The 19,681-nt window shown below is 42.5% G+C and carries 21 protein-coding genes; 9 read left to right on the plus strand and 12 right to left on the minus strand.

Annotated features, from left to right (window positions below; translation table 11 throughout):
* Positions 1-436: 436 nt before the first annotated feature.
* Positions 437-700 (plus strand): hypothetical protein, encoded by a 264-nt coding sequence (locus AB4503_RS14655; protein ID WP_372115251.1) that lies wholly within the window; start codon positions 437-439, stop codon positions 698-700.
* 255 nt (positions 701-955) lie between these two features.
* On the opposite strand, the gene AB4503_RS14660 is transcribed toward AB4503_RS14655, so the two are convergent.
* Entirely contained in the window at positions 956-1,966 is a 1,011-nt protein-coding gene (locus tag AB4503_RS14660) for a helix-turn-helix domain-containing protein (RefSeq protein ID WP_108110722.1), read from the minus strand.
* Between the two features lie 96 nt (positions 1,967-2,062).
* Complete coding sequence (locus AB4503_RS14665; protein WP_372115253.1) at positions 2,063-3,010, minus strand: helix-turn-helix domain-containing protein; 948 nt, start codon at positions 3,008-3,010, stop codon at positions 2,063-2,065.
* A gap of 269 nt (positions 3,011-3,279) precedes the next feature.
* On the opposite strand from AB4503_RS14665, the gene AB4503_RS14670 reads away from it, so the two are divergent.
* Both AB4503_RS14670 and AB4503_RS14675 read left to right on the plus strand, forming a co-directional pair.
* Positions 3,280-4,044, plus strand: a complete 765-nt coding sequence (locus tag AB4503_RS14670; RefSeq protein WP_017062770.1) for an EAL domain-containing protein — start codon at positions 3,280-3,282, stop codon at positions 4,042-4,044.
* A 209-nt stretch (positions 4,045-4,253) separates the two neighbouring features.
* On the plus strand, positions 4,254-6,125 hold the full coding sequence (locus AB4503_RS14675; RefSeq protein ID WP_372058337.1) for an MOSC N-terminal beta barrel domain-containing protein: 1,872 nt from the start codon (positions 4,254-4,256) through the stop codon (positions 6,123-6,125).
* 106 nt (positions 6,126-6,231) lie between these two features.
* Here the strand turns inward: AB4503_RS14675 and nadE are convergent, their stop codons facing one another.
* Positions 6,232-7,062: an ammonia-dependent NAD(+) synthetase gene (gene nadE, locus AB4503_RS14680; protein ID WP_372115255.1), complete on the minus strand. Its 831-nt coding sequence runs from the start codon at positions 7,060-7,062 to the stop codon at positions 6,232-6,234.
* 109 nt (positions 7,063-7,171) lie between these two features.
* On the opposite strand from nadE, the gene AB4503_RS14685 reads away from it, so the two are divergent.
* A complete protein-coding gene (locus AB4503_RS14685; RefSeq protein ID WP_017064305.1) occupies positions 7,172-7,693 on the plus strand; it encodes a nicotinate-nicotinamide nucleotide adenylyltransferase in 522 nt (173 codons plus the stop codon).
* Between the two features lie 27 nt (positions 7,694-7,720).
* The gene (locus AB4503_RS14690) at positions 7,721-8,206 is read left to right on the plus strand and encodes a hypothetical protein (protein WP_017064306.1); all 486 of its coding nucleotides are present in this window, start codon (positions 7,721-7,723) and stop codon (positions 8,204-8,206) included.
* A 133-nt stretch (positions 8,207-8,339) separates the two neighbouring features.
* On the opposite strand, the gene AB4503_RS14695 is transcribed toward AB4503_RS14690, so the two are convergent.
* Complete coding sequence (locus tag AB4503_RS14695; protein ID WP_017064307.1) at positions 8,340-8,966, minus strand: hypothetical protein; 627 nt, start codon at positions 8,964-8,966, stop codon at positions 8,340-8,342.
* 175 nt (positions 8,967-9,141) lie between these two features.
* Between AB4503_RS14695 and AB4503_RS14700 the strand changes: the two genes are divergently transcribed.
* Positions 9,142-10,248, plus strand: coding sequence for a 1-acyl-sn-glycerol-3-phosphate acyltransferase (locus AB4503_RS14700; protein WP_017062764.1), 1,107 nt, complete (start codon positions 9,142-9,144; stop codon positions 10,246-10,248).
* Positions 10,249-10,445: 197 nt separating this feature from the next.
* Here the strand turns inward: AB4503_RS14700 and AB4503_RS14705 are convergent, their stop codons facing one another.
* Positions 10,446-11,045, minus strand: coding sequence for a hypothetical protein (locus AB4503_RS14705; protein WP_372115257.1), 600 nt, complete (start codon positions 11,043-11,045; stop codon positions 10,446-10,448).
* A gap of 103 nt (positions 11,046-11,148) precedes the next feature.
* Between AB4503_RS14705 and AB4503_RS14710 the strand changes: the two genes are divergently transcribed.
* Positions 11,149-11,445 (plus strand): YnjH family protein, encoded by a 297-nt coding sequence (locus tag AB4503_RS14710; RefSeq protein ID WP_017067955.1) that lies wholly within the window; start codon positions 11,149-11,151, stop codon positions 11,443-11,445.
* Between the two features lie 36 nt (positions 11,446-11,481).
* On the opposite strand, the gene AB4503_RS14715 is transcribed toward AB4503_RS14710, so the two are convergent.
* The gene (locus AB4503_RS14715) at positions 11,482-11,781 is read right to left on the minus strand and encodes a YfcZ/YiiS family protein (RefSeq protein WP_017062761.1); all 300 of its coding nucleotides are present in this window, start codon (positions 11,779-11,781) and stop codon (positions 11,482-11,484) included.
* Between the two features lie 530 nt (positions 11,782-12,311).
* Here AB4503_RS14715 and AB4503_RS14720 point away from each other — a divergent pair.
* Complete coding sequence (locus tag AB4503_RS14720; protein WP_004731875.1) at positions 12,312-12,773, plus strand: TetR/AcrR family transcriptional regulator; 462 nt, start codon at positions 12,312-12,314, stop codon at positions 12,771-12,773.
* Positions 12,774-13,168: 395 nt separating this feature from the next.
* On the opposite strand, the gene AB4503_RS14725 is transcribed toward AB4503_RS14720, so the two are convergent.
* The 6 genes from AB4503_RS14725 to AB4503_RS14750 form a co-directional block, all read right to left on the minus strand.
* Entirely contained in the window at positions 13,169-13,951 is a 783-nt protein-coding gene (locus tag AB4503_RS14725; protein ID WP_017062759.1) for a heme ABC transporter ATP-binding protein, read from the minus strand.
* On the minus strand, positions 13,951-14,988 hold the full coding sequence (locus AB4503_RS14730) for a FecCD family ABC transporter permease (protein ID WP_372115260.1): 1,038 nt from the start codon (positions 14,986-14,988) through the stop codon (positions 13,951-13,953). Before AB4503_RS14730 ends, AB4503_RS14725 begins: the two co-directional genes overlap by 1 nt.
* Positions 14,989-15,112: 124 nt before the next feature.
* Complete coding sequence (locus AB4503_RS14735) at positions 15,113-16,000, minus strand: hemin ABC transporter substrate-binding protein (RefSeq protein WP_372115262.1); 888 nt, start codon at positions 15,998-16,000, stop codon at positions 15,113-15,115.
* Positions 16,001-16,146: 146 nt separating this feature from the next.
* The gene (locus AB4503_RS14740; RefSeq protein ID WP_065104527.1) at positions 16,147-16,560 is read right to left on the minus strand and encodes a biopolymer transporter ExbD; all 414 of its coding nucleotides are present in this window, start codon (positions 16,558-16,560) and stop codon (positions 16,147-16,149) included.
* Positions 16,557-17,252 carry a MotA/TolQ/ExbB proton channel family protein gene (locus AB4503_RS14745; protein WP_372115264.1) on the minus strand — a complete coding sequence of 232 codons (696 nt, stop codon included), beginning with the start codon at positions 17,250-17,252 and terminating at the stop codon, positions 16,557-16,559. Before AB4503_RS14745 ends, AB4503_RS14740 begins: the two co-directional genes overlap by 4 nt.
* A 2-nt stretch (positions 17,253-17,254) precedes the next feature.
* Positions 17,255-18,070 (minus strand): TonB family protein, encoded by an 816-nt coding sequence (locus tag AB4503_RS14750; protein WP_372115266.1) that lies wholly within the window; start codon positions 18,068-18,070, stop codon positions 17,255-17,257.
* Between the two features lie 161 nt (positions 18,071-18,231).
* On the opposite strand from AB4503_RS14750, the gene hutW reads away from it, so the two are divergent.
* Positions 18,232-19,641 (plus strand): heme anaerobic degradation radical SAM methyltransferase ChuW/HutW, encoded by a 1,410-nt coding sequence (gene hutW / locus AB4503_RS14755; RefSeq protein ID WP_372115268.1) that lies wholly within the window; start codon positions 18,232-18,234, stop codon positions 19,639-19,641.
* Positions 19,642-19,681 lie beyond the last annotated feature (40 nt).

Below are 19,681 nucleotides of genomic sequence, written 5' to 3' on the forward strand. Positions count from 1 at the left end.
AACTATTCATCTATGATCTTACATAGCTTACGTTGATGTGAATAATCAAGTGTTGCCAAGAATCATGGTTTACATTCCAGATCTTAGGTTCAGGTATTAAATATTACGAAGTTAGATAAAATTTAATTCTCTTAATGTAAAACCATTAAACTACTATGAAGACTTGCAAGATATGTATTAGCGTTTTACTCTTCGGTCTCTCCCTAAGGTTTAACTGCCATCAAATAGCTAACCAGCGCATAATATGTATAAGTCTGGTGAATTGATGTGGCTGTATCCATGCTATATCATGATTATTATGAATGGACTTTTCTGAACAAATTAATGTTTACAAATCTAATATCACGGATGCAAGAGTGGCTGGTAGGCATTAGACTTCTTTTTTCCTGCGAATAAGCTAAACTCTCATATGTAACCAATTACATTTGAGGTGTTTATGAAGTCGTTTGTCAATATTAAGGTCGTTTTATGTTCGTTTTTATTTTTTGCAGCCTCAGCGATTGCTTCTATTAGTGCTGATGATGTCACGTTTTCAGGCCGAGTCGATGGAGATATACGAGCAATTTATTCTGACAAAAGTCTAACGAATGTGGATGGCATGCAAAACACGAAAGCTGTAAGAGGCATGACTCAGAGCAGTTATGTAACATTACTAAACAATGAAGTAGATGATGTAATTGTTCGTGAGGTTGACATGTAGTCAAGCGAACATAGCATATTAGATTCTAACTTTTTACCATATGCTTTAATACTCAATCGCTTAATTACATAGTATATAGATTGTACTGATAATTTAAGTGGGAAAATAATGAGGTATATTGGTTCAATAATATCGAATACGAATGTCAAAACTGTAGAGCTGTGTTTTGAAAGATTGAAGCAAGCAGGAGTTCATCCATCAGAACTATCTTTCGATGGATTGGTACTCCTGTTAATGTGCGCGGAAAGAGACCGCTTAGCAACACTGAGAGCTAATTGAGCATGGGTTTGAACAGGTTTGACAGCCTGTAAGCAAGTTCAAGAACTCGGGTTGAGTAAATAGCTGGCTTGTTTTTATGTGCATTAAAGCTTTAGAATAATAGTGTTTACCAATTTTGATTGCACCGTTGGTTGATTTTTTCTCGTACGAAACAACAGAAAATCCCATTTTTTCGAGTACTTCTGCTGAGCTCTTTATAGCAACTGTTGTGTAGTAGTCGGTAATGTTAGCGTGTTTTGCTAGAAACCTGAATTCTCTATTTAATTGTAGACGAAAAGGTCGCTCGTACAGCGAATGCTGGCTCACCGCAAAATAAGCTAATTTTCGGCTTTTATTATAAGGAACGGTTTTTCTTAAATCTATTTCATCAATCGACTTTTGAGAAAGTGTTTCAATTTCGGAGATCATACCTTCAGTCGTGAATATAGTGCCTATGTTATGTCCTAATAGCTCTCCTGTGACGCTGTCGACATATTTATAGGCAATGAAACGTTTTTCATTGCAATAGTTTAAAAAATCGATTTTATAGAGTCCATGCTTAATATTCTCATCAGAGGTTTTCTCATGAAAAACAAGTACAGAATTTACAATCTCACTATCATTAGAATTTCCAATCGGATATTCACAAACAGGATTGTGTTCGATCATCGATGTTGACTGATAATTTGCTCTGGCGATCAAGTTATTTAAACTACGGTATTTCTCTTCCATCAGAGTATTGAATTGATCAACTCTATTTTTAGAACTAGGGTCTTGATGTTGTAAATGACTAACTTTAGATAGATAAGGCTCAAGATCGTTGGTAAATTCTCGCAAAACACGAATACTACGGCTAAGAGTTGGTTTAGTTGTTCCTCTTTCCCATCGACTAAGTGTAACGGTATCAATGTTCGATAGATCTCCTCCGAGTAAGTTGAGCTTTGTAGCTGCTTGACTTTGTGTTAGTTCATTCGCGATTCGATATTTTTTTAAGTATTCGCCAAACACAGTAGTTTTCTCCAATCTTTTGCATAAGGCGAAGTATTATTATGTGTAGAAACTTAAGATGGTAGGCATCTTAATTTAAAGGCTGTTTGGCTATGCCTAATGATTTTTGATTGAGTATTGGTTATCCCACTGGGTTGTTTTTATGAGGGTTATTATTTCGGGTTGAGAAAGAAGTGTCGCTGTATCAATTTCGTATAAGCAATGTTCGAATGAGCGGTTGCCTAATTTAAAACCTCCTTTTTCTGACTCAATATCAAATGCTATTTTCTTAAATCCAAGTTGCTCTAAAATTTGTCCGCTTTCAGGCCATGCATTAAAGAAATAATAACGTTGAACATTTGAATAGTGAATTAGGTTTATAAATTGAGAAACTAACATACATCGAAATATCTGGAAATTAGAAGAGTAACGATTATAATTACAAACCGATAACTTAGTCGAATTTTTATAACTGACAGATTTTGTCAGGTCGATATCAATGATTTTTGAATGAGTAACTTTGTCAAAATAGTCACTTTCGAATATAAAACTAAGTGAGTGACCTACCAACTGCCCGCTTTCTGTTATAAATCTTTTTAAAATAGCTCGTTTGTTTTGTTGGTAGTCATATAGATTAATGTCGAAAAAACCCTTCGGTGTATGGATGGCTGTTTCGTAAAAGATTTTAAGGCTAGATAGTATCTCGTCATCATCTTTCAAAAGAAGTGGCATCTCAGTAATTAAAGCTGATTGTGGCTCTTCATAACTTAATGATGAAAGCTTCGTTACCCTGTTATTAAAACGAAGTTGTTCAATCTCGTCTAGTAGCTTTGTTTCGTTTGGATTAGGTATTAATTCATAAAAGTCACTCAGGTCAACCTGTAAACAACGCAAGATTCTTAGGCATTTTGCAAGTGTTGGTTTGGTTTTTCCTCGTTCCCAACGACTGAGAGTTACCACGTCTACAGAGCGAAACTCTTCATTTGCAAGGTTTAACTTAACAGCAAGCTCACTCTGAGTAAGACCTAGTGAGACTCTCAATTCCTTTAAATAGTCACCAAACATACATTATCCCTAAGCGTAATTTGATCTAATTGAAGTATAGTCATCTATGATAGTTTATGGCGTTTTTAATAACCTATCTAAAAGTAACAGACTCGAGATTACCGTTTTGAAACGGCATTGTGTATTTGTACAGGAGTTCGTTTAACTACTTATGCAGTTTGTCTTCACGGTTAAGAAGTAGGCATGTAAAGCTACATATGATTTGTTCATGCTAATCCTTGCTAGTTATTGATCTGTAGGATGGATTAATCACAAAAAGAGGTTTGTTTATGAATACGAATATGTTGTCTGAAAATTTACAAGCCGAAGCACTTATTGACGATGTTAATCAGGGATTGTTTTATCCTGTTTTTCAACCGATAACTAATGGCAATGGAACTGTCGGTGCTGAGGTTTTGTTACGTTGGGAAAAAGGGCACGATGTTGAATCGTCAATTCGCTGTCTGTTAGACTCTAAGAAGATTGCATGGTTTACTCAAATATTCTTGTTAAGAGTGTCCGAGGAATTATTGTCTCAGAAGAAAATGATTGATTTTCTGACTATTAATATCTCCCCTGATCACGTTTTAAGTTTCACTTTTCTACGTGATATTTCCCCAATTTGGCAAGCATGCAACAAGTTAGGTATAACCTTATGGATTGAGCTTACTGAGAATGAACAATACCCGGTTGGCATTGACGAGAAAAGGATGATGTCCCAGTTTGGAGTATGTCGTGGTCTTGGAATTAAAATCGCGATAGACGACTATGGCAGTGGTTATAACACTGGTGAAGCACTGATTAGGGTTGTTAAACCGAACATAGTGAAAATAGATCGGTCGTTAATGAGAAACCGGAGTGATAATTCGACCTTTTGGGAGCGTCTTAGATTTTTAGCTCGGAAGTATCAGATTGAATTGTTATCTGAAGGTATAGAAAACCATGAAGATTTACGTTTTGCACAATCGCAGGGAATAGATTATTTTCAGGGCTATCACTTAGGCAAACCTGGCTCATTGAGTCAATTGTCGAAACAAGGTGCAGCATATTGCTGATCTACTTAAAAATAGCGTGAATAAATTCGGGTTACTTTTAGTGTGTAAAGCATCATCGTTAGTTTCAAGAGTTTTAGGTTTGCCGGAACATAATGCCATTCTATTAGTTTAATCATGCCTACTTAGTATCAAGTGTTTAATGCCTGCCAGTTTATCTATTTATAACCATTTGTTAGCATTGGGACAAACAACAAAACATTGGAATCGTTATGTCGCAGTCACCTTTGGATCAAAAGGCTTTGGAGCAAGAGCTTTCAGGTCAACAGCCCTCCTTATCTCAAATTAATGTGTTTCCGGTTAAATCAGTAGGTGGGATTGCACTCTCTTCTGCTTGGGTCGAAAAACAGGGCCTTACCTTCGACAGACGTTTTATGTTGGCCTTGGCTGACGGCTCAATGGTGACGGCGCGTAAGTACCCTAAAATGGTCAAGGTGTCTTCTAGCTTGCAGCCAGACGGTTTGATTTTTACTTACGAAGGCAAAGAACCGCTGCGCCTAAAATATGCAAACTTCAAGATGCAAGAAGCGCCTGCAACAGTGTGGAAAGATAGCTTCACTGCGTATACCACCAACGACGAGGCGGATGATTGGTTTAGCGATGTGCTTGGTGTTCGCGTAGAACTTCTGTTCTGTGGTGAGCAATCTAATCGTGTTCGAGAAAAGCTTGGTCAGAATGTCAGTTTCGCCGATGGTTACCCGATGTTAATCATCAGCCAAGCTTCGCTTGATGAGTTGAATCGCCGTAGTCCTGAAACGCATTCCATGGATCAGTTCCGCACCAATTTTGTCGTCTCAAACACTGAAGCGTTTGCTGAAGATGGTTGGAAGCGCATTCGAATTGGTGAGGTTGAATTCGAAGCGGTGAAGCCTTGTGAGCGCTGTATCCTAACGACAGTCGATGTTGAGAGCGGCGAATTCAGAGCAACAAAAGAGCCACTCAATACCTTTTCTACGTTCAGAGCCAATGAACGTGGTGGCGTTTTCTTTGGCCAAAACCTTGTGGCTAAAAATGAAGGCTTAGTCAAAGCCGGTGATGTTGTTGAAGTATTAGAAACTAAAGAAAAAGAGCACTACCAAGATACATGGGTAGAATCGCTACACTTAACTTGCGTTGAGCGTGAAGAGATCGCTCGAGACTTTACGACGTTCTGGCTAGAGCCAGCGAAAGAGAACCACGCATTACCAAGCTATCAGCCAGGGCAACATCTACCGATTGAAATGGTAATTAATGGCGAGAAAGTGTCTCGTCGTTACACGTTATCTTCTAGCCCTTCACGCGCAGGTCGTTTGGCGATTTCCGTGAAGCGAGTGGACGATGGTCAAATCTCAAACTGGCTCAATGATCACTTCCAAGTCGGTGACACGCTAGTTGCTCAGAATCCAGATGGCGCATTCTACTTAGAAGATAACCCAACACATCCATTACTGCTGTTATCAGCGGGAAGCGGCATCACCCCTATGTTGTCGATGCTTCGTTACTTAGCCGACCATGGTCAGATTGATGATGTGGTGTTCTATCACCAATGCAGCAGTGAAGAAGATATCCCTTATCAAGCTGAGATTGATAAGATCGCTCGCGAACATGCTGGTCTAAGTGTGATTTATTCACTAAGCCAACCAACGAAAGAGTGGGATGGTTTGTCAGGTCGTTTGAGTGTGTCTCATGTCGCCAAAATTGAGGACCTTCATAAGCGCCAAGCATTCGTGTGTGGCCCTGACGGCTTTATGGATAATGCCAAGAAATTGCTGATTCAAATGGGGCTGAATCCTCAGCATTATCATCAAGAAGCGTTTGGTGTTGCTCAATCAACGGAAGAAGCGGTGAAGCAACTGCAGTTGAGCGTTAACGGCTACCTGTTCGAAGGCAACAACCAATCAACACTACTAGAGCAAGCTGAGTCGGCAGGTGTGTCTATCGCATCAAGCTGTCGCGCGGGTTTCTGTGGTGCTTGTAAAGTGACCCTTGAGTCTGGGCAAGTTCATCAACCTGATGTACCGGCGTTGCAAGAGCATGAACGCAACATGGGGCAAATACTGGCGTGTTGCAGTGTGCCTCAAACTGATATCGAAGTTGTAGACTAACTCGGTAGGTCGGAAGGCCAGAAAGAAAAGCACATTGAATAGAAAAGGCCGGAAGTTCACTGAAATGAACTTCCGGCCTTTTTGATTCTAAGATTAATTCAAACAATTAATCGTAGATCGTTGGGATCGGTTGACGCTTGTGCTGTGTTGCTTTGTAGATGCCTACTAAGCGGTCTGACACGTCTTGAGGGACTTCTTTACCTTCAAGGAAATCATCGATTTGGTCGTAAGAAAGGTTCAATGCTGCTTCGTCGGCTTTCTGTGGATCAAGCTCTTCTAGGTCGGCAGTAGGCACTTTCTTAACCAATAGCTCTGGCGCACCTAGCGTTGCTGCAAGTTCACGAACTTGACGCTTGTTCAGGCCAAACAAAGGCGCTAAATCACATGCACCGTCACCGTGTTTGGTGTAGAAGCCAGTGATGTTTTCTGCTGAGTGGTCAGTACCAATCACAAGACCACCAACGTAACCCGCAATTTCGTATTGCGCGATCATGCGAGCGCGAGCTTTCACATTACCTTTAACAAAGTCGATTTTTACTGAGTCTGTTGGTAGTAAACCTGTACCTTCAAGTGCAACGTGAGATGCTGCGTGAAGCCCATCAACACCCGCTTTGATGTTTACAGAAACAGATTGAGAAGGCTGGATGAAAGAGAGAGCAAGTTGTGCTTCATCTTCATCTTTTTGTTCGCCGTAAGGTAGACGAACCGCAATGAATTGGTAGTCGTTGCTGCCAGAGTTTTCATTCAGGCTATCCACGGCCATTTGTGCCAAGCGGCCACAGGTCGTTGAGTCTACACCGCCACTGATACCAAGGATCAGAGACTTGCAGCCTGACTGCTGAAGTTTCGTTTTAATAAAGTCCACACGACGAGTCACTTCGAAGTGAGGGTCAATTGAGGGTAGTACGCGCATTTCGTCACGAATTAACTGTTCCATTCGTATTCCTTTCCTGCAAGCAAATTAAAAATCTAGTGTTATCATACCTAAATCATCCGATTTAAAAACCTCTTTGCACAAGCTTAGAAAGAGAAGGCAGTAATAAACAATGGAAAAAATAGCCATTTTCGGTAGTGCGTTTAATCCACCGAGCCTAGGGCATAAAAGTGTGATTGATTCGTTGGCTCACTTTGACAAAATTCTACTCGTTCCAAGTATTGCCCATGCTTGGGGAAAAGAGATGCTAGACTTTGATACGAGATGTCAGTTAGTTAATGCATTTATCAGTGATCTTTCACTGGATCAAGTTGAGCTTTCGTTGATCGAAAAGAGCTTATTTACACCCGGCGAAAGCGTGACGACTTTTGCTGTACTCAGTGAACTGCAAAAGTTACATCGTGACGCTGAACTGACGTTTGTTATTGGCCCAGATAACTTCTTTAAGTTCTCATCTTTCTATAAATCAGATGAGATTACTGAGCAGTGGTCTGTAATGGCTTGCCCTGAAAAAGTGAAAATTCGCAGTACAGACATACGTAATGCACTGATAAGTGGAAGCGATGTGGCAAAACTGAGTACAAAGTCAGTTACAAAGATGTTGCAAGATAGTGGACTGTATCAGATAATGTAAGTTCACTAATCAAGAGGTCAGAGGACTATGCTAAAGAGCGCGATACCAGCGACGTTGATCATGGCAGCATGTAGTATGCCTGCGTATGCTGAGTGTGATTTTTTTAGCTTAGATTCAATCATGCTGACTTCTGATGAAGATGACAATTGTCTAGATTTCTCGACCAGCATTGAGTCTTTTGGCCAACGTATGATGGAAATCAGTGGGCTGAGCGATGATGAACCGGAAAGCACACCGGACTATTGGTCTGACTGGGTTCTTCAAACCAAAGACTCGCCATTGCTGACACAAAGCATTGAGTCAAACTATGTTGGCTTGGGTATGTGGTTTCCAGAAGACCTTGAAGATGAGCAGTATGATATGTCGACTGAAGAGTGGTTGATGAATCATGGTCTTCAACTCAGCATCGGTTTTGGCGAGAAAGTCGAAGGGCAGCCGCGTATGCGCTTTGATTATCGTTGGCACGACTCACGTGACGCCGACCTAATGATGCAGGTTGAGTTGCCATTTTAGACAGGCAGATACACAGATAGATTGCTATCTACGTCTAAATAGTAAGAATTAAAAAAGCCGCAAAAACTCAGTTTTTGCGGCTTTTTAGTATCTGGCTTGCGAGTTTTAATACCAGCACTCACTTTCCGCCAAGCTATAAATCTTCACCAAAAACAAGCATACACAGTTGCTCGAACTCTTCTTCTTTACCTGAGAACAGATCATCAATCACAAGTGAACGTTTTTGACCTGACTGCATGCGTTTCTTCGCTTCTCGCATCACCATCACCAGAGTGTGCTCTTGTGGCAGGTTTGAATCATCAATGTTCCATTGATTGAATCGCTGAGAAAGAGCACTTTCGCAAAGCAGTGGTTTAAACGACAACACTTCTTGCTTCAAGACAGAAAGCATATCTTTAAACGCTTGTTCCGTATTATTGGCATTGGAAGCACGAGCTTTGGTTTGTTCTAGCTTTTCTAGTAGTGCCGAAGAGAGGTTGGTTTGCGTAATGTAACCCGCTTGTCTTGGGAATGAATCCGTCAAACGAACAGAAAAATCGACACGGTTAACCTGAGTGTTTGGAAAGTAGGTCAGTGACGTTAGGCAGTCGTATGGAATCCAGACGCTTTGTCCTGGTTCAACGGCATACTCTTGTTTGCCTAACTTAATCAAAACCAAGCCACTTTGAACCGATACAAGGCTATGTTTAAGTACTTTCTTGCGTGGTGTGATCACCAAGTGTGAAAAGTAAGCCGATGTATATTCAATAGCGAAGTTCATAGATAGTACCTTAATTTTGGGGCGTCAAGATTACCGTTAATCTTAAAGAATGCCAACAATAACAGGGGATTTTCAATGTTTCTGGTCTGACCTTGTCAAAAGTATGGGCTCTGTAGCTGCGAGAAGTCAAAACAACGCGTAGAATGAGCCAGCTTTTTATTATATGAATTAAAAAATGACCTCTCCAACCGATCCATATGTTGATATTCGCCCTTACGGCGATGATGAAATTCCAGCGGCACTAAACCGTCTTATTAATGATGAAGAATTTATCAGTGCAATCTTGCACTACCGTTTTTCAAACCATGCGTCTTGGTTCAAAGCATTAATGAGCCCGATTTTGCGTGTGTACTTAAAAATGAAATGGAGCAAGCTGACTAGCGTTGAATCCATTCAGATTGAAGTAAAAAAGTACTTACGCGACACGTTAGCGAAAACCACTAACGGTGTGACGTACACTGGTATCGAGTCACTGGATGCGAACCAAGCTTATCTGTTTGTATCAAACCATCGTGACATTGCTATGGATCCTGCGTTAGTAAATTACGCTCTGCATCAAAATAATCATCAGACTTGTCGTATCGCTATCGGAGACAACCTGTTGAAAAAGCCATGTGCGACTGAATTGATGCGTTTAAACAAGAGCTTCATCGTAAAGCGTTCTTTGAAAGGACCGCGTGAGATGATGAAAGCGCTAGGGCAGTTGTCTTCTTACATTAAGCACTCTCTAGAAACGGGCAACTCAATCTGGATCGCTCAAAAGGAAGGTCGTGCGAAAGACGGTAACGATTTTACTGAGCCAGCAATTTTGAAAATGTTCCACGTTGAAGGACGTAAGCAAAAAATTGCTTTCCCTGAATACGTGAAGTCATTGAAGATTGTTCCTGTGGCTATTTCTTACGAGAACGACCCATGTGACACGGCTAAAGCGATAGAGCTTTTCGAAAAAGACGTAAACGGCAGTTACGAAAAGGGTGAGTTTGAAGATATCGAAAGTATCATTCAAGGCATCATCGGTGATAAAGGACGCGTTCACGTTGGTTTCGGTCAGGTTATCGACCAAGATTTTGATACGCCTGAAGCGCTTGCTGAAGAGATCGATCGTCAGATCCACGATAACTACAAACTGTTCCCAGTAAACTTGCTGGCAGCAGAAAAAGAAGATGAGTCGATTACAGCGGCCGTTAAACAAGAGTTTGAAGCTAAACTGTCGAGCCTGCCACAAGGTGCGCGTCAGTATTTGATCGATAGCTACGCCAACCCAGTGAAGAACATTGGTTAACGAGCGTTAGTTAGCTTGCTAGTTGATTAGCAACTTGATTGAATTGAAAAAGGAGCCTTGGGCTCCTTTTTTGTTTCTGAATCACCATTTGTTGCTGCGATCGAGCATTAACGTATTAGAGCATTAGAGCATTAGAGCATTAGAGCATTAGAGCATTAGAGCATTAGAGCATTAGAGTATTAGAGCATTAGCCTGAATTAGCGAGCGACTGCACCACCGAGATCTAGATTGGTTGGCCATTTGGTTACGGTGTTGCCGCCCAGATAGATGTTGCCTTTGACTGTCATGGTCTCGGGGAATGTTGTAATCCCAGAACCGCCTATATAAAGGTCGCCGTCAATCACGATCCCGTTGGGTAACTCGGTTAAAGGAGTGCGGATCACGCTCAGATCGCCTTTTACTCTAAAGCCATTCGGTAGCCTTTCCAGTGGAGTGTCGGTGAGGTTGATAAAGCCGCCCACTCTTACACCTCTTGGCCAGCTGGTGATTTGGCTGCCAATCAAGTTGACGTAACCTTTTATCTTAACCCCGCTCGGGACTCGAGCGAGTTGGCTGTTAGAGCCTTTAAGGCTGCCGTTCACTTCTAACCCTTTGGGTAGGCGTGTGATCGCAGTATTCTCTATATTGAGATTACCATCTACCACCAAGCCAGTTGGAAGTGATGTATAAGGCTTATTTCGTAGATATAAGTTTCCGTAATTATCGAGATGGTTCAATATTTGATAGTGATCGAGTGGTTCAGCACTGACATTTGTTATGGTTAAGGAACCAATAATAAGTGCAATTATTCTGAGCATAACAGGCTTCTTATTACGATAGACGCTTACACTATAATGGAAAAATTAATCTCGCATAGTGTTTTACCCATTTGGCGGTAGATTAACGAGGAATGGAGCAAAGATGATAGGTAAATTAATGATTAGAGTAAATATACGAATTATTAAGGTCTTTCTGATAGCCGCTTCAGTGTTTGGCTCAATGTCTGCGAGTGCCAACAAAGTAATTTCAACGCCCGGTAAAGCTGCGGTGGTTGTGACACAAGGCGGTCAACAGCAACGAGTTTGTTATTACGATGACAAGGCTTATAGCATTGGGGCAGTGTTAGAGGTGGGGGGCGTAGTGATTCAGTGCGCTGCAGAAAACGATTTTGAGCAAAATGGGTCACTGGCTTGGGTTCAATTAAAAAAAGACGAGTAATTCACTCGTCTTTTAATAAGCATATAAATGCTTATATTAACGCGCTAGAGAGCGAGTCTTAAGTTCAAAAATAATCTTCTCAGCGCTAACTTCAAATTTAAAGCGAGCGTGCAACTCTGTGCTTTCTTCAGTCATCTCTGATGCTTCGAACTCAACGTTGCTAGACACTTGTTTAGCAAGTTCAACATACTTAGCAAACTCAGCTTCAATCAGTGCTTTTGAGTTTCCGTAAACCGTTACTTCAGCAACATCGTCGCCTTCTTTAATGATGAACCCGATTTCGCCTGCACAGCCGCAAGCCTCACATACATCGTTGTTACCAATATCTTGGCTCATAAATAATCCTCTTACAAAGTCTGAGGTTATTCTAACGAGCAATTTGAACTGTATCTACAAAAATTAAAACCTTTGAACTAATTTATACTGGTATGCTATGTTGTTTGTTAAGGTGTTTGATGAATATCTATATTCGCGCCGCCAAATATGTATGTGATTTACCTCACGTTTTGTTGAAAAGGAATGTTATTAATATGTCAGAATATCATTCACTTAGTTGCGCCAGAAATGATTTTATAAGACTATCTATCGCTTGATAGGTATTTATACAATGAATTTTTCGTTGGGTATTTCATATTCTAAGTAGTTATTTAAACTTATCGACTTAGGATTGTAAGGTGATTTTCGAAGAATAATTAGACAAAGTGTCCAAAGAGGCATCACTGTAAAATTGTTCGTACATAGTATTTGTGTGAATTTAGTTATAAATACTTGCGAAAAAATACCTTGCTCACATAATGCTGATAACGATTTTCATTCTGACTTCATTTGATTGAGTTAGATGGATTTACAAAGAGAAGAGCCTGAATATGCCAAAGCGTAGTAAAGAAGATACAGAAATCACGATCCAGAAAATCATGGATGCCGTTGTAGACCAGCTACTAAGATTGGGTTACGACAAGATGTCATACACGACGTTGAGTCAACAAACGGGTGTTTCTCGTACAGGTATAAGTCATCACTTTCCAAAGAAAACGGATTTTACTGCTGCTCTAGACGGTCGTATTTTCAAGATGTTCATGGAACACATTGACTTCGAAAATGGCCTTGACGCATTTTCAGCTAGCTGGGTTGCAGCACTTGAAGACGCTGAGTTCCTAGCAATCTTACGTTTACTTTTCCATCATATCGTTACTGCTGAGAGCGCGCATGAGTTCGCTGCAAACGGTATTGATCGTCTATACAAGCTGACTGAAACTCAGTTTGGCGATACTAGCGGTAAAGAACTAGAGTGGCTGATTGGTAAATCATTGATTCGTATGAGCCAATAATCAGCACTCAATAAAAGAAGCTCCTACGGGGGCTTTTTTTGTGCTTGCAGTTTCACTTCTTGTACGTTTTTCTCTCAATCCCACATCGATGTCGCAGTCTTGTTGATTGATGCTGAATGATGTTATTTCCTTTCTTTTTATATGCTTACGCTCGCGGCTTGTTTTACTCTTCAGTGTTAAAAGCTAAGTAACCCTAACGGGTAGTGTTCATTTCTAGAGCCTCAAATGCTCAAGGTGAGTCGTTTTGGTGCTTGATGCTGTGGTTATTAATAAAATTGAGTTTAAGCCGAGATAGTGGCTGTGAGCCAATAAAAAGCCCCGAACAAATCGAGGCTTAGGATTACGTCATTGTTATCAAGAACGAATACTCAAAACGAGTCGCTCCTTAATCGGACTTATTGTGCGGGGTGAACCTGAGGGAAGCTCATGGTTGGGTGTTTTTCTACGATACTTTTGTAACCATACACATCTTCTATCATCGAAGGTTTCAGTGCATCCCAAGGCTTGCCATCACACACCAAATTGCCATCTTTCAATACCACCAATCGATCGGAATACTGCGCGGCTAAGTTGAGATCATGCAAAACCACGATAACCGCGGCATTGTGGTTATCGGCTAATTCTCTCGCAATCTTTAAGGTGTTGTGCTGGTGGGCAAGATCCAGTGCAGAGGTTGGTTCATCAAGCATCAAAATACATTGGTCACCAGAGTGGTGAAGCTGAGTTAATACTCGAGCCAAGTGCACTCGCTGCTTTTCACCGCCTGATAGCGAAGGATAAAGTCTTTCACTCAGGTGAGTCACATCAGCAACATCCATTTTTTGGCTAGCAATGCTGGTCAGCTTCTTGTTGGATTCTTGCAGAGGAATCCCACCAAGCTCGACAACTTCATGTGCCAAGAATGGGAAGGTCAATGTGCTGTGTTGAGGAAGCATAGCAAGGTGCTTCGCTAACTTTTGAGAAGGCCACTTGTCTTTACTGTGTCCAAAATACTGGATATCGCCGTTGCTTGATATCTCTTGGCACAAAGCTTTAAGCAGCGTGCTTTTACCTGCGCCATTTGGCCCAAGCAGTGTGGTTACCTTTCCCGCTTCAATCTCAATAGAAACGCCATCTAATATCACTTTACTGCCGAACTTCACTTCGATATCGGTCGCTTTTAAAGCTGAAGGAAACATTAAAGGATTCTCCCTTTCTGTTGAAATAGTAGATATAAGAAGAATGGGGCACCGATAATCGCAGTGACAATACCTACAGGTAGCTCTGCCGGAGCAAGTACCACGCGTGAGAACATGTCTGCGGCGGTTAGCAGTAGTGCGCCTAGTACCGCTGATAGTGGCAACAGAACTCGGTGGTCCGGGCCTGCTAACATGCGACCTAAATGTGGGATAACCAATCCAATAAAACCAATCATGCCAGACAGGCTAACCGTGATACCAACGCCCGCAGCCGTCAGTAGAATCAGCTTTCGTTTCAGCTTTTGAACTGGGATACCAAGGTGTTGTGCTTCTGACTCGCCCAGTAATAGAGCATTTAGAGACATCGCTTGGCGGTAGAAAACAACAAACAATCCAACGAGCGTGACAGCAGCCAGCAAAATGCCTGACCACTTAGCGCCTGCCAATGAACCCATTGACCACAACGAAAGATCACGCAGCATTTGGTCATCAGCAATGAAATTCAAGAAGCCAATACCTGCGCCAGAGAGCGCACTGATCGCCACGCCCGCTAACAACATGATGGTGACAGAGGTGCCGAATTTACCCGTGCCCAGCTTATACACCAACAGTGTGGTTAAAGCGCCGCCAAGAAAAGCGAACACAGGAACCGCAGCAAAGTTCATGAAAGCAGGATATTGAAGCGAAAGCTCAGAGAAAAGCACGATGGCCAGAGCTGCACCTAGCGCGGCACCAGCAGACACACCAATGATCCCAGGCTCAGCAAGTGGGTTTCGAAATAAGCCCTGCATAACAGCACCACATAACGCGAGAATCGCACCAATCAACATACACAAAATGGTTCTAGGTAAGCGAATATCTTGAATCACCAAGTTGATGTGGGGTGCTAAGTCATTGTTTGGCTGAAGTAAGCTCGCTGCGCTGTCAGCCAAGCTAATGTTCATTGGCCCAACGGTGATTGAAAACAGTGCGACGAAGACTAGGGTAGCACCTAGGCCTAACATCGATGTTTTCAGCGGGACGGATCGTAACAACATAAAGGGCCTCAATGTCCGTCACTAACTTCAATATCCATCACCAACATTGCGAAAGTAGGCTGGTGACGGGCATTGAACTAGCAACAGTAAAAATAGGGTAGTCGCGTTATAGCGGGTAGATAAGTTATAGCGGATAGATAAGAGCGTTTAATCGCTTAGCTTCTGAAAGGCTCTCGAGACCAAGTCCGCCAACCAAAGCACTGCCATTTACGGTAATGATTTGCTTGTTCATACCTGCAGGCGTTGCCGCTAACATAGGTAGCGATTTCAGGATGGCATCAGCACCGCCCATTTTTTGGTAGCTACGACCACTGACTAAAATCACATCTGGCTGCATTTCTACCAGTGATTCCATCGACAGTGGCTTGTAAGACGTTAGGCTTTGAGCGGCAGGGTTGATACCGCCAGCTAACTCGATGATTGCGTTTGGCGAAGTTTCACCGCCAGCAACGTTCGCAGGGCGACCTTCGTGCAGCAACAGGAAAAGTACTTTCTTCGCTTCGTTACTTGGTACCTGGTTCGCTTTCAGTGCTGCAATCTTCTGATTTACTTCAGCTTTAACTTGCTGCGAGTGCGCTTCGGTATGGGTAATCTTGGCGATTTGGTCAATACGCTTTAACAGCCCTTCAACATTTGCTTCGGTGTTGACGATCTCTACATTGACGCCTGCCGATTTTAATTGAGAAATCGCGTTGTCTGGTCCCATTTCATCTGAGCCAATCAACGTGGTCGGTTCTAGGGCAAGTAAGCCTTCCGCAGACAGGTTTCGGTGATAACCAATCTTTGGCAGGTTTTCTCCTTGAGGGAAGTGGCTGGTCACATCAATCGCGACTAACTGCTCTTCGGCACCTAATGCCAAAACCAATTCAGTAACGGCACTGCCAGCACTGATGATTCGAGATTGTTCAGCGTCGTTGGCCATTGCGGGTGCGCTAAGTGCCAGGCTCATAGCGGCAACTGAAAGGAGATGTGTCTTGGTCTTTAATTTATTGAGCACGTTTAAGTTGTTCATAATAAGTTCTTTATATTTTCTTTTTGTATCGCGAAGATACTCAGTGAGCAGTCCGTTCGCATTGTGAGTTCGATTCGAAAGAGGTCTAGCTCTGGCTATTTGTTCTTAGTAACTAGAGCTTAACCTCATGAAAATAGAGAGTTGCTCTAGCCATCTTCAGTGAGTAATTGAGTCGCTGGTATTCCATTCTCTTGAAGGAACGACAGCAACTTCACTAGGTTCTCAACGTTGGCAGCTTTATCCGCGCCAATGATGATCGGCTTTTTATCCGCTGAACCTGTTTCTTCGAGTAAGGCAATTTTGAAGTTTTCCCAGTCGATGTACTCTCTGCCGTTAATCGCCCAGTAAGGTTCGCGATCTAAGATATTGACGCTGATCGAATCTTTATGAACTTCAGAAACGTTCTTAATATCAGAGCTTGGTAGTTCGACTTCTAATGACTCCAACTTCACTGATGCTGTCAGAAGCAGGAAAACCATCACGATAAAAATGATGTCGAGCAGCGGTGTTAAATCTGGCGCTAAACTTTGTGTTTGAGATGAGTGGGGCGTTTTAATCATGCTTGGCTCACATCACCGACTTTGTTTACTGATGAGCCTTTAGTCTCGTCAGAGTGATTGGTTTGAATCGACATACCTTCTAGCCACACATTCACATAGTTCAGAGTATGTTCTAACTGAGCCAGTACTCGGTCGGCCCATAACCCAACCAGTTGAGCGCCAGAGATCGCAGGAAGCGCAATCATCAAGCCTGCCGCTGTGGTTCTCATTGCTAAGCCAAGGCCGTCAGCTAGATCGTTCGGTGTAATACTGCCGGTTGTAGCTGCAACCCCTTTGAACATCTCAATAAGTCCAAGTACCGTACCAAGCAGTCCGATCAGTGGACTGATCACGCCGATTAAACCAAGTAATCTCAACCCGGCATGAAGCTGGTGGCGTTTTTCTTGTAGCCAAATTCCTGCTGCATCTTCACGTAATCCTTTCGAAAAAGAGTGGTTAGCAAGCAACATCGACACGCCCTTGTACAGCAGCGGTCGTTTACCTGAAATAGATTGTGCTAATGCTTCGATCTCTTTGCTGTTGGTTGGTGAGATCTGGTTGAGCTCGCGACGAATGGCGCGTTTGCCAACACCAATGCTTAGCATCACTTGGAAGACGCGTTCAGCGATGATCATTGCTGTTAATGCAGAACAGATGAGAAGAGGCCAAGTCATTAAGCCAAGTTGATCTTGTAAGTAACTGATTTGTTGCATGATTAATCCAACCTAAAACGAACAGGTATTTGTACACGGTGAGCAATCGCTCGACCATTGACAGTGTGAGGTGAGAATTTCCATTGTTTAATGGCGTCTAAAGCGGCGTTGTCGAGCATTAGTGCGCCTGATGAATTTACTAATGCTTGTTTAATTTGTTTGCCTTCAGCGTCTAACCAGACCTCATAAGTTGCGACACCTTCAACGCCACGACGTCTAGCTTGGCGTGGGTAATTCGGTGGTGTCGGGCGTGAAGAAAAAGAGGGCTTAGTGACTAAGACGGGCTCTTGGTTTGATACGCCTTGGTTGACTTCCTGAGGTTGGTTGGCAGACTCGGCCAGATTTCTATCGACTTTCTTGTCGGCCAGTTTTTCTGGCTGAGGCGATGGTTTGGATTTTGGATCTGGTTTTAGTTCTGGGCGTTTTTTCTTAACGACCTTTTTCTCAGTCTTTGGTTTCTTTTGAATCGGCTTCTTTTCAACAACCTTTTTCTCTACTTTCTTGGGTTGAGGCTTATTGGTGATCGCTTTTTTCTTTGGTGTCGGTTTGGCTTGTTTTGGCTCAACGGCCTTGGGTTCGACAGGTTTAGGTTCAGCTTGTGAGACCGTTTCTTTGATTGGCTCTGGTTCAACCGGCTCTGTGATGGTTTTTTGTTGAGCAGGGGAAGGCGTGGTCTTAGGCGTGAAATTGATCGATACCGTGTTCGATTGGCTACCTGCAGACATCGCAAATACTTTGGATTCTTGAGCGACAAACAATAGCGCCGCATGAATCACTAACGATGCACCGCCTGCAATAACATATCTAGGAACGTTCACATTCAATCCTTTACCAAATCTAAAATCTGTACCGGATTATTGCTTAGAATCTAAATAAGATCAATTATCAATTGCATTATCATTTGCGTCTATTTATGATTCTCTCAGTTTTTAGCGAATAGTCTTCCAGACTTTGCTATGTAAGTGTTTAGAGAGATTATATGAGTCTTGATATCTATAAATTTGACGAATCAATTCTGGGTGTTTCTAGCCCTGATCCGCTTCGTTTTGCGTTTGCGAAAAAGCATTCTGCACATGCCGGAGGAAGTTCAATTCCGGTCGATCCGAGCAAGAAGTTGGAGCTCTTTGATGAACTGATGCTAAGTGAAGGGAAAAAACAGGATAAACGTTGTTTGTATATCCATATTCCTTTTTGTCGTGTGCGTTGTACGTTTTGTAACTTTTTCCAAAATGCTGCAAGTCGCAAATTAGTGGATGAGTATTTCGATGCGCTGATGGTTGAGTTGAAGCAAAAAGCCAAAACTCCTTGGGCTCAGTCTGGATTGTTTCATGCGGTCTACATTGGTGGTGGAACACCTACTGACTTGTCTCCTCAACAAGTCGAGCAGTTAGGCAAGGCTATTCGCCAATATTTCCCACTAGCAAACGATGTGGAAATGACCTTGGAAGGGCGCATCAATCGCTTTGGCGACGAGATGTTTGATCGCGCGCTTGAAGGTGGTTTCAATCGCTTCTCATTTGGTATTCAAAGTTTCAACACTCAGGTTCGACGCAGCGCCAAGCGCTTAGATGACCGTGAAGTGGTGTTGGAACGTATCAGTGCTTTGAGCCGCACCGAGCAAGCTCCCATCGTTCTGGATTTGCTGTACGGATTACCATACCAGTCTATGGAAGTGTTCCAACAAGACTTAGAAGATTACATGTCTACTGGTGCTCACGGTATTGACCTCTACCAACTGATTGTTGGGGGTAATGCTCCTATGCTTAATCTCGTTGAGAAAGGAAAAATTCCACCACCAGCGAATACGCCAGATAAAGCGAGCATGTACTTGGCGGGCGTCGAGTTCATGGCAAAAAATAAGGTTAAGCAACTGAGCGTGAATCACTGGACTCGTGATAACCGAGAACGCAGCATTTACAACAGCTTAGCGAAAACTTATGCCGAAGTTCTGCCAATTGGTTGTGGTGCTGGTGGCAACATCGGTGGTCATGGAGTGATGCAACATCGAACTTTAGACAGCTACATGGAGTCTATAAAGCAAGGTCAATTACCTATTGCGATGATGACGAAGCAAAGCTCACTAGAGCCAATCTTCTCGACATTAAAGGCAGGCTTTGACTCTGGTGTTGTTAGAAGAAGTACGTTGCCGACCTTTATGGGACAAGACACGTTCGATTACTTGAAGCCTCTGTTCTCACATTGGGAGAAGAATGGTTTGGTTGAGCTTTCAGAGAATTACCTGAGCTTGACTATTGCTGGTAGCTTCTGGGCAGTAAGCCTCGCTCAGAGTGTGATTCAAGTGCTTAACGCTGAATATCAAGCGATGCACCCAGCACAGAAAGCATCAGGTTCAGGCGTTCACCCGCATGCAAGTTTAAAGCACGCTTAATATCGAATTTTTAGTTTATAACTTACTCGTTTATACGGAA

The sequence above is a fragment of the Vibrio sp. 10N.222.55.B11 genome, from assembly GCF_041473705.1.
GTDB lineage: Bacteria > Pseudomonadota > Gammaproteobacteria > Enterobacterales > Vibrionaceae > Vibrio > Vibrio crassostreae_C.